Source organism: Streptomyces armeniacus (assembly GCF_003355155.1).
Lineage (GTDB): Bacteria > Actinomycetota > Actinomycetes > Streptomycetales > Streptomycetaceae > Streptomyces > Streptomyces armeniacus.
In genome coordinates, this window is sequence record NZ_CP031320.1 from 5,728,721 (window position 1) to 5,742,722 (window position 14,002).

The following is a 14,002-nucleotide window of genomic DNA, read 5'->3' on the forward strand; positions in this document are numbered from 1 at the left end:
GCCGCCGCGCGCCCGTATGCCCACAACGACATACATACGCCGCGTACTTCGCGGATCACGGATTTCCGCAGGTCCTGGCCTTGGCCGACGATTGTGCGGTACGACCCGGGCCTTGCCGCAAGGCCCCCCGTGCGCTATACGTTGAGAGTGGCGGGGAGGACGTCTCTTATAAACATATCCCAGCCCAACAGAAGGGCGCCCATCTCGGATGCCCTCTTCCGCTTGTAAAAAAAAAAATAATAACCTCATTCCACATCCACCCTCCCCTTTCTACTCATTTATTTACTTTTGTCTTTTTTCACTTACTGCTCATCCGTTTCAACTTTATTCGTCATTTGTCTCATACTCTATTACCCCTCCTGTTTCTTTTGAGACATCCGTGCCTGGATCACCGCATGGAACACCGACCCCAAGCCCTACGTGTGGACCAAGACCGCAGACGAGATCCTCGAACGCCTCGCCAGCTATCTGAACAGAATTCCCGACTCAGAAGACTAGCCCAGGCCCCGCAGCACCGGCCGGGCCCGGCGCTGCTCCAGCATCGGCTTGTACACCTGCCAGTTGGCGGCACACACGATCGCGGACGGCGCGGGCCCGGCCAGCAGCATGCCCAGCAGCTGGAGGCACTGCGGATGAGCGAGTGGCCGCAGACCGAGGGCGGCGAGGGTCGCCAGCGCGCGTTCGTCGTAGAGGCTGGACGCGGTCTCCCACGGGCTCCAGCTCACGGTCAGCGCGGCCTCGCCCACCGCGTGCCGGTACTCCGCCAGCCCGTCCAGAAACGCGTTCGCGGCGCAGTTCCCCGCCTGGTGGCGCTCGCCCCAGACGGTCGAGGCGGTGGAGAAGCTGAGGAAGAAGTCGAGCCGGAGGTCCTCGGTGAGCTGGTGCAGCAGCCAGCCGCCGACCACCTTCGGCCGCCATACCGCGTCGTACTCGTGCGGGTCCTCGGCGGCCAGGTCCTGGAGCGGCTGGGGAGCCGGGGAGCCCGCGGCGTGTACCACGCCGCACAGCGGATAGGCACTGCCCGCGCAGCCGCTGACGACCTGCCCCAGCTGCTCCGCGTCGCTCACGTCGGCCACGGCGACCTCCACCGGCACCCCGGTGGCCTCCAGATCCCGTACGGCGGCGATCCGCGCGCGTACGGCCGTCGAGTGCCCCGGCGCGTCCCAGTCGGAACGGTGCGGCAGGGGAGTGCGCCCGAGCAGGATCAGGCGGCCCGCCCCCTGCTGCGCCAGCCAGTGCGCGACGGCCTGCCCGATCCCGCCGAAGCCGCCCGTGATGAGGTACGACCCCGTGGTGCGGATCTGCGGCTGCCGGCGCAGCTGCCGCGGGTTGGTGCGCTGCCGTACGAGCCGGGCGACGTAGCGGTCCCGGCCGCGCAGCGCCTGCTGGTCCTCGGCGGCCACGTCCAGCAGGGCCGCGAGCAACGCCGTGCCGTCCTCGTCCCGGGACGGGCCGACCGGGTCCAGATCGACGGCGCCGCCCCAGTGCTGCGGGCGCTCCACGGCCAGTGCCCGGCCGAGCCCCCACAGCGTGGCCGCCACGGGGCAGGTCACGGCGTGCTCGGGCAGTACGGGCATCGCCCCGCGGGTCACGAGCGACACCGAGGTGGACGCGTGCTCCGGTGCCGCCGCCAGCTCCTGGACGAGCGCCAGCACGGTCAGTTCGGTCCGCTGCCGGTACTCCAGCAGGTCCTCGGCGTCCAGTTCGTCGGGCACCGGGGCGTCCAGGCCGGTGAGCACCACGACCCGGCGGGTACGGGCGTCCGCCCCCGCGTCCGCGAGCCAGCGGTCCAGCAGCCGGGCCAGGACGGCGTGATCGGGCACCGCCTCGTACGGCTCCGCGACCAGGCAGTGCGCGCCGCGCTGCCGCAGTTCCGCCTCGAGCTGTGCCGCGACGCCCTCCCCGTCGGGCAGCAGGAGCACGCTCTCGCCGGTCAGCCGCCGCGGGCCGGGAAGCCGTCCGGTCCGCTGCCACTCGATCCGCATCAGCAGGTCGTCCGGGTGCTGCCAGGGTGTCCTGTCGGACTTGACGGTCTCCGGTTCGACGACGAACAGCTCCCGGATGCCGCCGACATGGGCGCCGTCGTAGTCGTAGAACTCCGCTTCCCCCCGCACCTCCCGGCTGGTACGGGAGGTGTGCTCAGGCCCGTCTCCGGTGGGCTGCGCCGTGGCCCGCACGTACCGGATGCGGTGCGGTTCCTCGCAGGTCACGTCGCGCAGGACCCGGGCGAACCCGTTCTCGCCCGGTTCGTGGTCCGGGGCGCCGACGTCCCAGAACAGCGCCGCGACGGCGGCGTCGACGGCCGCGACCAGGCCGTGGCTGCTCTCCATGTCGTCCGGCGCGAGCGCCACCAGCACCCCGTCGCCGCCGCGCCGCGTGCTGGTGACCCGGTCCATCAGCGCGGGGTGCAGCGACGCGGTCTGGTACGGAAAGCTGTCCCCGTACCGGTGGAACTGCAGATCGGGGCGGCGCGGCCGGGTGGTGAGCCGGCGCCGCAGAATGGCCTGGCCGTGCAACTGCCAGGGCGCGCCCGCGGCTTCCTCGCGCGCGGAGACCGAGTGGCACTCCACCGTCGCGTGGCCGTGCCCCGCCGAGCGGACCGTCAGCTGGAGCAGCCTCTTGGAGCCGTCCATCGGGATCAGCTGATGGGAGATCAGCTCCTCCATGCAGGTCCAGCGCCCGCCCAGCGCGTCCCCCGCGACGGCCAGCACGACCTTCCCCAGCGGCCCCAGCGTGAGATACCGGCGGCCGTGCTGGTCGGTGCGTACGAACGGTTCCCAGAACTTGCCGTCCAGCGGGATCTCGTACGTGGGGATGGCGCCCCGCAGCCGCTGACCGAGCCCGAGCAGCGGCTCGCTGCTGCGCCGTGAGCCGTCCGTCTCGGCGGCCCGCTCACCGGCCGGTTTCTCGAACCAGTACGACGAGCCCCGCCACACGGAGGTCGGCAGCGGCACCCGGCGCGGCCGGGCGTCCCCGTGAACGGCGCGCCAGTCGGGTTCCGCGCCCCGCAGCGCCATGGAGCCGAGCGCGAGCAGCGTCCCGGCGCGCCCGTCGGGGCCCCGGCCGTGCCGGTCCGGTGGGGAAAGGGACGGGATCCACGCGCAGTCGGGGTCGTCGACCGCCTTGTTGCCGAGGCTCAGCAGCTCCCCGGGGCCGAGCTCCAGAAACGTACGCACCCCGTCGAGGTACAGGTTCGTCAGTCCGGCCCGGAAGCGGACGGGCTCCGGAGCCGGCAGGGCGCGGCGTCCGGCCCCGTCCGCCGGCGCGGTCCACGCCCTCCCGGTCGCCTGCGACAGCAGCGGGAAGACCGGCGGTGCGTAACGGATACCGTCCGCCGCGGCGTCGAGACGCCCGCCGGGGCTCGTGCCGTCGGGCACCGCCTCGTCCGCCGTCCCGGCCGTGAGTTCCGTGTGCAGCGCCACCAGCCGTACGGCATCCGGCAGGCTTACGGCCTCCGCCACGCATGCCGCGACGATCTCGCCACAGCCCTGGCCCAGCAGCGCCGCCGGGCGCAGGCCCCAGCCGAGCCACATACGGGCGAGCGCGTACTCCGCGGCGAACAACTCGGGCGGAGCGATGGGCCGGGGCTCCGGGCGGGGCGCCGGGCCGGGCACCGGCAGCGGGTCCACCGGCCGGTCCAGGATCTCCTCGAAGAGGGCACGGCACTCCTCGAACGGAGCGCGGAACGCGGGCAGTCCGGCGAGCTCGCGCACCAGCCCGAACCGCTCCGTGCCGTGTCCGGGGAACAGCCAGGCGACGCCGCTGCCTTCGGAGCCCGACCGGTTGCTCATGCGCACCCGTGTGTCGGGCTCGCCGCGGTTGTACGCCTCCAGCGCCTCGGCCAGTTCGTCGGTCGAGTCGCCGGCCACGGCGATCCCGTACGACTGCCGGGCACGGCCCACCTGGCTGGTCCAGCAGGCGTCGGCGTGGGTGAGTCCGACGGAGCGCCGCAGATCGCGGGTGTAGCGGCGCGAGAGCTCGGTGAGCGCGGACTCCGTGTGCGCGGAGACGAGCAGCACGCCGGGCCCGGTGTGCCGCTCGTGGCGGGGTACGGGCTCCGGTGCGGGCTCCGGTGCGGGCTCCGGAGGCAGTGCGACCACGAGATGGGCGCTCGTACCACTGGCGCCGAAACCGCTCACTCCTCCGATGGGGCGGCGTCCGGCGGCGGAAGGCCAGGCGCGGGTCTGCCGGGCGATGTCGATCCGCAGCCGTGACCAGTCGACCCGCGGAGTGGGATTCAGGAAGTGCACCTGCGCGGGGATCTCGCCGTACCGCAGCGACAGCACCAGCTTGACCAGGCCCGCGATTCCCGCGGCGGCTTCCAGGTGGCCGATGTTCGCGGTGACCGAGCCGACCAGCAGCGGCGAGTCCGGGGGGCGCAGGCAGCCGATCGCGGCCTGGAGGGCGCGCAGTTCGGCCGCGTCGCTCTCGGGCACACCGGTCCCGTGCGCCTCCACGTAGTCGACCTCGGCGCCGCTCACCCCCGCACGAGCCAGCGCCCGTTCCACCACATGCCGGCGCGTCGCCACCCCCGGCCCCTCCGGGCCGTCGTCCAGCCCGGCGTGGCAGACGGCCGAGCCCTCGATCACCGCCAGCACGGTGTCGCCGTCGCGCACCGCCTCGGCGAATCGCTTGAGCACCACCACGGCGGCGCCCTCACCCCGTACGCAGCCGTCCGCGGCGGCGTCGAACGTCCGGCAGCGGCCCTGCGCGGAAAGGCCGCCGGCGCGCTCCAGCAGGGCGAAGCCGAAGGGGGAGAGCAGCAGGTGCACGCCGCCCGCCAGCGCGAGGTCGCACCCGCCGTCCCGCAGTTCCTGGCATGCCTCGTGCACGGACACGAGGGAGGACGATCCGCCGGTGTCGGTCACCTTGCTCGGCCCGCGCAGTCCGAGGGCCCGGGAGATCCGGCCGGCGACATAGCTGCGCTCACCGAGGAGTTGGTGTGCGTCGACGTCACGCGGATTGCCGTACAGCTGTCGTAATCGCGCGTAGTCCGAGCTGCTGACCCCGAGGTACACGCCGGTGGCGGTGCCGTCGAGCGAGTCCGGCGCGTACCCGGCGTGTTCCAGGGCTTCCCAGGCCACTTCCAGCGCCAGCCGCTGCTGCGGGTCCATGCCCGGTGCCTCGTGCGCGGGAATACCGAACACCGCGGGCTCGAAACGGTCGACGCGGCGCAGAAATCCACCGCGGAGCGGGAAATCCCCGAGCGCGCCCGGGTCGGGGCGGACGATGCCGATGTCGTCCGCGCGGTCGGCGGGAAATTCCGTAACGGCGTCACCGCCGCTGCGCAGCAAACGCCAGTACGCGTCCGGGCCGTCCGCGTCATCCGGAAACCGGCAGCCGACCCCGACAATGGCAATGGACTCGCGTGCGGTCACGTGTCGGTCTCCTCCGCTGGCTTCGGCAGAGTCCATGCCGTCAGGCCGCGCCGCCGCCCGGCCCGGTCGAGAACCCGTGCCGTGTGGACATTCGCCGCCTGAACCCAATCCGTTGCGGCATTGTCGCAACCGGAACTCGAGAACCACTTGAACGTGAATGGGCGCGGTATTGCACACCGGGCATCCCCTCGACAAGTCGGCGCCGTCATGTAGCCTCCGTAAGCGCCCGACCCATTGCACCGATTTGGGTCTTGTGTGCGTTGGCGAATCAGCGTCGCCTTTCCAGGGATGCCATCAAGGGGGAGCCAGATGACGACCGTGCAGTCCTATTCCCGTAACCGGCACACTGACGACTCCCTCACGCTTTATTGCCTGGCGCATGCGGGCGGCAGCGCGGCCGTGTACAGACGGTGGTCCGACTTCCTTCCCGCCTCCGTACGTGTCCGCCCCCTGGAACTGCCCGGGCACGGTACCCGCATACGGGAGCCGCTCGTCGAGGATCTCCAGCTGCTCGTCGCGGAACTGGTGCGGACCATCAGGCCCGCCGCCGACGGTGAGCGGTTCGCCGTCTTCGGGCACAGCTTCGGCGCGATCCTCGGCGTCGAACTGGCCCGCAGGCTCCACCAGTTGGAAGTGCCGCCGGTCGCCCTCCTGGTCGGCGGCCGGAATGGGCCGGCCGAACCGCTGTCGCACCGGCCCATCCACAGCCTTCCGGACGACAAGTTCGTGACCGCGCTGAGCCGTTACGGCGGCCTGCCCGAATCACTCCTCGCCGAGCCGGACCTGCTGCGCCTCTTCCTTCCGGCCATCCGCAACGACCTGCGGCTCGTGGAGACTTACGCGCGCCCGTCGGGGCCGGCGCTCGACGTCCCCGTGACCGCGTTCGCCGGGCGCCGCGACCGGCTGACGGACGCTCAGGGCGTGCTCGGCTGGGCGCGGGAGACCACCGCGGAGTTCGACCTCACGCTGCTGCCCGGCGGTCACTTCTTCCTGAACGAGCCCGCGTTCCCGCCCGTGCTCTCGGCCCGCCTGGCCAGGCTGACGAGCGGGGCGCAGGCCGTAGAACCCTCGCCTCCGCTCCGTACCTGAGCGGAATACAAGCCGCACTCCAGCGGCGTCGCCCAATCTCTGTGTGGTCGAGCACGCACCGACGCTCTCTGCTTACCAGGAGGAACCCGTGCATCCGGACCGCGACACCATCTACGACGCCATCAGGCAGTACGTACAGGAGAACTTCCTCGACGACAGCGATGTGACCGAGCTGGCGCCGGACACGCCGCTTCTCGAATGGGGCGTGCTCACCTCCATGAACACCTCGCTGCTGCTCGCGTTCATCCGGACGGAACTCGATGTGGTCGTGCCGCCGACGCACATCACGGGACGGCACTTCGCCAGCCTGGACGCCGTCACCGACCTCGTGTACGGACTCGCCCCGCAGTCGGCGTGAGGGGCCGGAAAGGGAGGCGGAGACCGGCTTCGGCAGCTCACCACAGTCCATACCACGACAAGAGGAGTACGCAGTGGACGCGCAGTTCGACATCGGTATCATCGGCGGCGGTCCGGCCGGTTCGACAATGGCCTCGTACCTGGCCAAGGCAGGGATATCGGTCGCCGTCTTCGAGAGCGAGAACTTCCCGCGGGACCACGTCGGTGAGTCCCTCGTGCCGGCCACCACTCCCGTTCTCGTGGAGATCGGCGCGATGGAGAAGATGGAGAAGGCCGGCTTCCCCAAGAAGTTCGGCGCGGCATGGACCTCGGCCGAGGACCGGGACATCGACCACAACGGTTTCCGCGGACTGACGCATGATTTCCGTGCCGCGGAGATCCTGTTCAGCGAACGGGACCAGGAAGGCGTCGACCGCGACCACACCTTCCACGTGGACCGCAGCAAGTTCGACCTGATCCTGCTCAAGCACGCCGAGGAACTCGGCGCGAAGGTGTATCAGGGCGTCCGGGTCGGCAAGGTCGACTTCGACGGCGAACTGCCCGTCATCGAGGCCAAGATGGCCGGGCAGAAGGTGCACGTCCCCGTGCGGATGGTGGTCGACGCCAGCGGACGCCGCACCATGCTGGGCAGCCAGGAGAAGTTCAAGGTGGCCGACCCGGTGTTCAACCAGTACGCCGTGCACACCTGGTTCGACGGTCTCGACCGCAAGGCACTCGCCGTGAACAAGGACCAGGCGGACTACATCTTCATCCACTTCCTGCCCGTCAGCGACACGTGGGTGTGGCAGATACCGATCACCGAAACGGTCACGTCCATCGGAGTCGTCAGCCAGAAGGCCCGGTTCAGGGAGTACGAGGGCGACAGGAAGAAGTTCTTCTGGGAGACCGTCGCCAGCCGGCCGGAACTCCTCGACGTGCTCAAGAACGCCGAACAGGTCAAGCCGTTGAAGACCGAGGGCGACTACAGCTACGGGATGCGGCAGATCGCGGGCGACAACTTCGTCCTCATCGGTGACGCCGCCCGGTTCGTCGACCCCATCTTCTCCAGCGGGGTGAGTGTGGCCCTCAACAGCGCCCGCATCGCCAGCCAGGACATCATCGCTGCCGTGCAGGCCGGCGACTTCTCCAAGCCGCGCTTCGCCCGGTACGAGGAGAAGCTGCGCCGCGGCGTGCGGAACTGGTACGAGTTCATCACGATCTACTACCGCCTCAACATCCTGTTCACGGCCTTCGTGCAGGACGACCGGTACCGTCTCGACGTCCTCAAGATGCTCCAGGGCGATGTCTACGACGACGAGGAGCCCAAGGCCCTGTCCGCCATGCGGGAGATCGTCGAGGCCGTCGAGGCCGACCCCGGCCACCTCTGGCACCCTTACCTGGGCGACCTCGAGGCGCCTTCCGCGAAGCCGAACTTCTGACGTTCCGTGCGGCGTTACGGCGCGCCTTCCGCCGTACGGCCGTGTCCGCGCGTGCGCAGCACGTGCAGCACCTCTTCGTCCCAGGAGTCCGGGAAGAGTCCCGTGCCGGCTGTGCCGGGGGCGCCCTCCTCGCAGGCGACCCCGGCCACATGGCGCCCGTCCGGGAGGCAGGTGCTCACGAAGTCCCACTCGGGGCCCGTGCCCGGCGAACCGTCCGGTGCCAGCACCCGCAGTCGTTCCCGGGCACCGCCCGCGGCCGGCGGCGAGAAGGCCAACTCGGTGAACGGGAACCGCAGCCCCTGCCCGATGGCCTTGGTGAACGCCTCCTTGAGCGTCCAGAGCCGTACGAGTTCGGCGTTCCGGGCGGCCGGGGGCAGCGCCGCGAGGGCCTCTCTCTCCCCGGCGGCGCACATCTCGGCCTCCAGCCCGGTGCCGGCGATCCGCCTGCGGGCGGGCTCGACGTCCACTCCGATACGGCCGCGGGTGCTGAGGCCCACCAGCGCCACCCCTCCCGTGTGGCTCAGACTGACGCGCAGTCCTTCGCAGCCCCGCAGGCAGGGGGCACCGCCCGGCAGGCGGGCCAGGTCCAGCGATTCCGGCCGCACCCCCAGGACGTGGGCGCACGCGTGCTTGAGGAACGCGCGGGAGGCGAGAAACCGTCGGCGGGCCGCCGGGTGCCCGATCGACCGGTAGCGCTCCCAGTCCCGGCCGAGGAGAGCGCGGACCGCGGACTCGCCTCCCGCTCCGGGGCCGTCCGGCAGCCAGCGCTCCAGGAGACCGTGTACGACGGCGAAGCCGTGCCGCTCCACTCGGTCCAGTACGGGCCGCCAGTCCGTACGGCTTCCCGGCGCGTGCAGCAGCGGCCGGCGGTCGGCCCGTACGCTCACAGGGCCGCCTTCCCGCGGTCATCCGGCGGGCGTTCACGGCCGGAACGGCGGACGTCCGGGCCGTCGATCGGCGCCGCGTACAGGTCGTAGCTCCGTCCCTCCACGAACCGCAGATACGCCTCCCGCCGCACCACGTGTTCGCAGCACGGCGCCGGGCCGGTGCCGACGGAGCCCAGCCGGGCGGCGATGCGCAGCAGCGCCGCGGTCACCCAGCACGAGTCGGCGAGGAAACCGCCGTGCGGGCCGCGCCAGCGGTGCCACCACACGCCGAGGCAGGCGGCGGCGGCCAGGAGCAGCACGTAGCGGCTGGTCAGCCCGTACGTCCGCGGGCCCGCGGCCATGGTGACCGCCGGCCTGTACGCGGCCAAGGACCGGTGCACCTCGCGCAGTTCGGCCACGAGCACGCGCAGCACCGCGCTCAGCGCCCCGGCGCAGCCGGGGTGGGCGGCGACGTCACCCTCCCCTCCCGCCCGCGCGGCCAGCGTGATCAGTGAGCCCGCCAGCGGATCCGACGGCGCGGCCAGCGGATACGGACGGATGTCCAACGGCGGCAGCCCGTCGCCGGGACGGTACAGCCCGGGTGGTGCTCCGTTCTCGTCTGCGAACCACGGCCCTTGTGCGAACGCCGACACCTGAGCCGCGAGCACCGCCCGGCACGACGCGACGGGCGCGTACCGGCGGGCGGGCAGCGCCAGTCCGCGCAACTGCCGGTTGAAGGAGCCGCAGGGCCCCGTACGGGCGAACAGCCCGGCGCCCAGAAGGGGCGCCAGGTCGTAGCCGGACTCGGTCAGCGCCGCGGGGGCCCAGGCCGCTGCCGCGGCCGCGTACACGACCGCGTTGTCCGGCAGCAGCTGGACGGCGCGCGCCGCCACAAGCCCGAGGCAGTCGGCGGTCAGCAGATCGAGGAACGCACCCGCGACCGCGTCGAGGCCGTACGCGTCCGGCTGCCGCCCCGTGCCGGCAGCGTCCCGCACGCACCGGAGCGCCGTGCGCAGCACGGTGTCCCCGGCGGCCACCGCCGCGGGCGCCACCAGGGCGTGGGTCGGCGGTGCGCTGCGCAGCCACAGTTCCGCGGCGCCCCCCAGCTCCCCGACGACCGCATCGCGCGGGACCGGCCGGCCGGCATCGCGGCCCGGGACGTGTGTGGCGGTGTCCACCAGCAGCGCCGTACGTCTGCCGCCCCGCGGCCCGGCAGGGGTGCGAGCGGTGACCAGCAAGGCACGGGCGGGCTCCAGCCCGCGAGCCGCCTCGGCGACTCCCGTCAGCCGCCAGCCGTACGGTTCTTCCCGCGCCCACACCTGTTCCGTGCGGCCGGCTCCGAGAAGGGCCACGGGCTCTCCGGACATCAACAGGCCGCTGACGTACCGGCGTTGCTCCGTGCTGCCGGCCGACCACACCGGAACGGAAGCGGCGAAGCCGTCCAGGCCGTTCCCGAGCCCCAGCCGTACGTCCGACCGGAAAAGGGGGCGGATCAGCTGGCCCAGCACGTCCAGGCGCTCCAGCCGGCCGCCCCACCGCACGGGTACGAAGTCCGCCGGGCCGGCCGACTCCGGCGGTCGTGCCGCACGTGGTTGCCGCATTGCCGGCGCTCCCTGGGCATGTCGCGGACGTGGGTTCACCCGGATCCCTGACGGGGGGCAGGGATCCGGGTGAGGTATGCGGTTCCGTGGCCCGGTGGAGACCGGTCACGGTCTGCGGCGGAATCGCCCGAGCACCGGCCGGCGGTCAGGCGTGCGACCGCCGTCCGCCCGCCGGGACGCCCGTGGGCCGCGCTGGTGCCACCGCGCAGGGGCCCGGTGCGGGCAGGGTCCCGGCGTCGTACGCCTCCAGCAGCAACGGCGACTGCTCCTCCAGCGGCGCGCCCGTCAGGATGGCCTGCTGGAGCCGCTGCAGCTTGAGCGATGGTTCCAGGCCCAGCTCCTCGGTCAGCGAGCCGCGCAGCCGCTGGTACGCCTCCAGCGCGCGGCACCTGTTCCCCGACCGGTACAGCGCGACCATGAGCTGTGCCGAGAAGTTCTCGTGCAGCGGGTGTTCGGCCGCCAGGACCTGGAGTTCCGGGATGAGTTCGCCGTGCCTGCCCAGCCGCAGACCGGACTCGACCCAGCGTTCCAGGGTGGCCATCCGCGTCTCCTCGATGCGCAGGACCTCGAGCTCGAGCGACCGGCCCACCCGTACGTCGACCAGCGCGGGCCCCTGCCAGAGCGCGAGCGCCTGCTGGAACAGGTCGCAGGCGCGGTGCGCGTCGTCCGCCTCCATCGCGCGCCGGCCGGCCTCGGCGAGCCGGTCGAACTCCTGACAGTCGATCAGACCCTGCTGTGTGTGCAGCAGATAGCCGCCGTGCTGGGTCGCCAGCACGTCCTTCGCCTGGAGCCCGGACTGCGCTCCCAGGGCGGTGCTGATCTTCCGCCGGAGTTGCAGAATGTACGTCTGCAACGTGGTGGAAGCGCTACGGGGAATCGACTCGCCCCAGATTTCTTCCATGAGTGTCGACACGGTCACGACTCTGTCGGCCCGCAGCGCGAGCAAGGCCAGCAGCTGCCGAGGCTTCGCCGCACTCGGCACTATCGATACTCCATGTTCAAGGGCGCGTAGCGGCCCCAGGACATTGATCTCCACTGTGCCTCTCTCTCGTCTGAGAAGCGCCTCCCGGGGGTCCCCCTCGAAAGCGACTGGTATGGCAAATGGAACTGAGGACGAGAATGTCATACGCGTTGACTGACGCCTAGTGTTCAGGTCATGACCTGATACATGAAAGATTCATATACGGGCATTCTTGACAGCCTGTACCCGTTCCGTAGAACGCTCGTCGTGCCTTCTCTCCAGGTGTCATGTCCGGTTAATCTGTGCGTTCCTTCCGCGCTATTTACGGCATGTCGAAAGAGCGCGGACGAACCGAGTCACGGGCACTCAGGCAAGCCATCCGGCCTCCCTTGCGATGAGCACCGCGTCGACCCGGCTCCGCGCATTGAGCTTGGTGACAATGGTGGTCAGGTAATTCCGCACCGTGCCTTTCGACAGATGCAGGGATTTCGCGATCTCCACTGGATCGGCACCTTCCGCAACCATTTGGAGAACATCCAGCTCGCGTGGTGAAAGCGGATTCTCCAGATAGTCCCATGCGGAGAGCACGACCTGCGGGTCGATGAACCGCTGCCCGGTCGCCACGGAGCGAATGGCCTTGCTCAACTGCTCGGGCGGCGCATTCTTGAACAGCAGCCCGCCGACCTTCATGTCGAGAGCCCGCCGCAGAGTGCCGGGCCGTTCGACGGCTGTGAGGATCAAGGTCCCGCAGTTGGGCAGGTGTTGCCGTAACTCTTCCGCGGCGGTCAGTCCGTCCAGGCCCGGCATCACCACGTCGATCACCGCGACATCAGGTTGCGTCGCCACGGCGGTGGGGACGATGGCGTCCCCCCGGTCGACGGAAGCGACGACTCTCAGGTCGGGTTCCAGCTTCAGAAGGGCGACAAGCGCGCCCCTGACCATATGAGCGTCCTCGGCCAACAGCACCCTCAGTTCGGGCATAGCTCCCCCATGTCCCCGTGTTCTGGCGTACGGCGGGGACAGGTCACGGTCATCCCCGCCGTGCAGCTCCGTACGCGCTGACACGAGTGTTTCCGAACTGATCGAAGGCCGCAAGCGGGCATCAATGGAACATGAATTGGGATCAGTCTGCGGGGGGACTGCCGACAACGTCACCGGGGGAGATCGGATGTACCGGGCAGCGCACCCGCACTTCTTCGGGATGCTCGGTCGGCGGAGTCGGGCGACGGCGCACCGTACGCCCGCGTTCGAGGTGTGTGGTCCTACTCCCTCCGCCCGGTGTTGACCAGTCCAGCCGGATGATCAACGTCATAATGCGTCATTGTGCCCGTTCAGGCCGCGGACGCGGGAACATATTCGGGAGAGGTCGAACTGCTGTGAGCCCCGGTCCGGTTGCGCCAGCCGTTGACCGCCACGAGCGTCAGGCCGGCCAACGCCCAACCGGAGAGGATGAGCGCGGGTTGCGTCATGGCATTTCCGTCGAAGAAAGAGACCGACCGCAGCAGACTCCCGCCGGCGCCCGGCGGCAGCCACTGACCGATCGCCCCGAAGGGTTCGGGCAGCATCTGGGGTGCGGAGGTGACGCCGGAGAACGGGTTGCCCAGCATCACGGCGAGCAGCGCTCCGATTCCGATACCGGCTGTCCCCATGAACATGGCCATCCCGGCCACGATGGAACTGAGCGCCAGCGCCGACAGCGACAACGCACCGGCCTCGGCCCACCAGTTGCCGCCCAGCACTTCCAGCCAGCTGTGGGTCAGTGTGGTGGCGACGAGGCCGATCAGGGCGGCCGCGCTGACCAGTGCGACCAGCGCGCGCGTGCCGCGCAGGCCCAGCATGAAGATCAGCGTTCCGGCCGCCACGCCTCCGATGGCCAGTGGCAGAGCACTCGTGCTGAACGCCGTGCCACGCGGGTCGCCTTGAGGTGTGGCGACGACGTCGCTGACCGGTGGCGCGTCGCTCTGTGCGGAGCCACCCGCCATCTGCGTCACGGTCGTCTGCAGCAGCTGGGCGACCAGTGGGCTGGCGGCGCTCGCGGTGAGCGCCTTGGGGCCGTCAGGGGTGACGACGATGGCTCCGTACACGTCACGCTGCTCGATCGCGTCGCGGGCTTGGGCCTCGTCGGAATAGCGGTGGACGTCGAAGGAGTCGCCGGCGCGGGTCAGCTTGTCCTGGACCGGGGCGGTGGCCGCGGCCGGGCCGGCGAGCCCGATCGGCACCTCGCGCGGAGCGGTGCGGGCCGCCGGCCAGACGAACGCCCAGAGCGCGAAGGAGACGATCAGCGGCACGAGGACGAGGACCGCGACGAGCGCGCGCCCCGGTGACATGGGGG

At 70.7% G+C, this 14,002-nt stretch carries 9 protein-coding genes and 1 pseudogene; 4 read left to right on the forward strand and 6 right to left on the reverse strand.

Annotated features, from left to right (window positions below; all coding sequences use genetic code 11):
• Positions 1-372: 372 nt before the first annotated feature.
• Positions 373-498: pseudogene (locus DVA86_RS35515) on the forward strand (IS630 family transposase); the annotation flags it as partial.
• On the opposite strand, the gene DVA86_RS24955 reads toward DVA86_RS35515, so the two are convergent.
• Positions 495-5,378: a type I polyketide synthase gene (locus tag DVA86_RS24955; protein ID WP_208881617.1), complete on the reverse strand. Its 4,884-nt coding sequence runs from the start codon at positions 5,376-5,378 to the stop codon at positions 495-497. The pseudogene DVA86_RS35515 and the gene DVA86_RS24955 overlap by 4 nt on opposite strands.
• Positions 5,379-5,687: 309 nt before the next feature.
• Here DVA86_RS24955 and DVA86_RS24960 point away from each other — a divergent pair, with 309 nt between their 5' ends.
• The 3 genes from DVA86_RS24960 (at position 5,688) to DVA86_RS24970 (ending at position 8,242) form a co-directional block, all read left to right on the forward strand.
• Entirely contained in the window at positions 5,688-6,467 is a 780-nt protein-coding gene (locus tag DVA86_RS24960; protein ID WP_208881618.1) for a thioesterase II family protein, read from the forward strand.
• A gap of 88 nt (positions 6,468-6,555) precedes the next feature.
• Positions 6,556-6,825 carry an acyl carrier protein gene (locus tag DVA86_RS24965; protein WP_208885120.1) on the forward strand — a complete coding sequence of 90 codons (270 nt, stop codon included), beginning with the start codon at positions 6,556-6,558 and terminating at the stop codon, positions 6,823-6,825.
• A 73-nt stretch (positions 6,826-6,898) separates the two neighbouring features.
• Positions 6,899-8,242 (forward strand): NAD(P)/FAD-dependent oxidoreductase, encoded by a 1,344-nt coding sequence (locus DVA86_RS24970; RefSeq protein WP_208881620.1) that lies wholly within the window; start codon positions 6,899-6,901, stop codon positions 8,240-8,242.
• A 14-nt stretch (positions 8,243-8,256) separates the two neighbouring features.
• Here DVA86_RS24970 and DVA86_RS24975 read toward each other — a convergent pair whose 3' ends face one another.
• The 5 genes from DVA86_RS24975 to DVA86_RS24995 all read right to left on the reverse strand — a co-directional run bounded on the left by DVA86_RS24975 (position 8,257) and on the right by DVA86_RS24995 (position 13,997).
• Complete coding sequence (locus tag DVA86_RS24975; protein ID WP_208881621.1) at positions 8,257-9,129, reverse strand: 4'-phosphopantetheinyl transferase family protein; 873 nt, start codon at positions 9,127-9,129, stop codon at positions 8,257-8,259.
• Positions 9,126-10,709 (reverse strand): hypothetical protein, encoded by a 1,584-nt coding sequence (locus DVA86_RS24980; protein WP_208881622.1) that lies wholly within the window; start codon positions 10,707-10,709, stop codon positions 9,126-9,128. Before DVA86_RS24980 ends, DVA86_RS24975 begins: the two co-directional genes overlap by 4 nt.
• A gap of 145 nt (positions 10,710-10,854) precedes the next feature.
• Entirely contained in the window at positions 10,855-11,745 is an 891-nt protein-coding gene (locus tag DVA86_RS24985; protein ID WP_208881624.1) for an AfsR/SARP family transcriptional regulator, read from the reverse strand.
• A 291-nt stretch (positions 11,746-12,036) separates the two neighbouring features.
• Positions 12,037-12,651 carry a response regulator transcription factor gene (locus DVA86_RS24990; protein ID WP_208881625.1) on the reverse strand — a complete coding sequence of 205 codons (615 nt, stop codon included), beginning with the start codon at positions 12,649-12,651 and terminating at the stop codon, positions 12,037-12,039.
• A gap of 350 nt (positions 12,652-13,001) precedes the next feature.
• Positions 13,002-13,997 (reverse strand): ABC transporter permease, encoded by a 996-nt coding sequence (locus DVA86_RS24995; protein ID WP_245997100.1) that lies wholly within the window; start codon positions 13,995-13,997, stop codon positions 13,002-13,004.
• Positions 13,998-14,002: the final 5 nt, after the last annotated feature.

Coding starts and splice junctions, on each gene's coding strand:
- DVA86_RS24960 (WP_208881618.1), top strand. CDS start 5,688: ATGACGACCGTGCAGTCCTATTCCCGTAACCGGCACACTGACGACTCC.
- DVA86_RS24980 (WP_208881622.1), bottom strand. CDS start 10,709: ATGCGGCAACCACGTGCGGCACGACCGCCGGAGTCGGCCGGCCCGGCG.
- DVA86_RS24990 (WP_208881625.1), bottom strand. CDS start 12,651: ATGCCCGAACTGAGGGTGCTGTTGGCCGAGGACGCTCATATGGTCAGG.
- DVA86_RS24995 (WP_245997100.1), bottom strand. CDS start 13,997: ATGTCACCGGGGCGCGCGCTCGTCGCGGTCCTCGTCCTCGTGCCGCTG.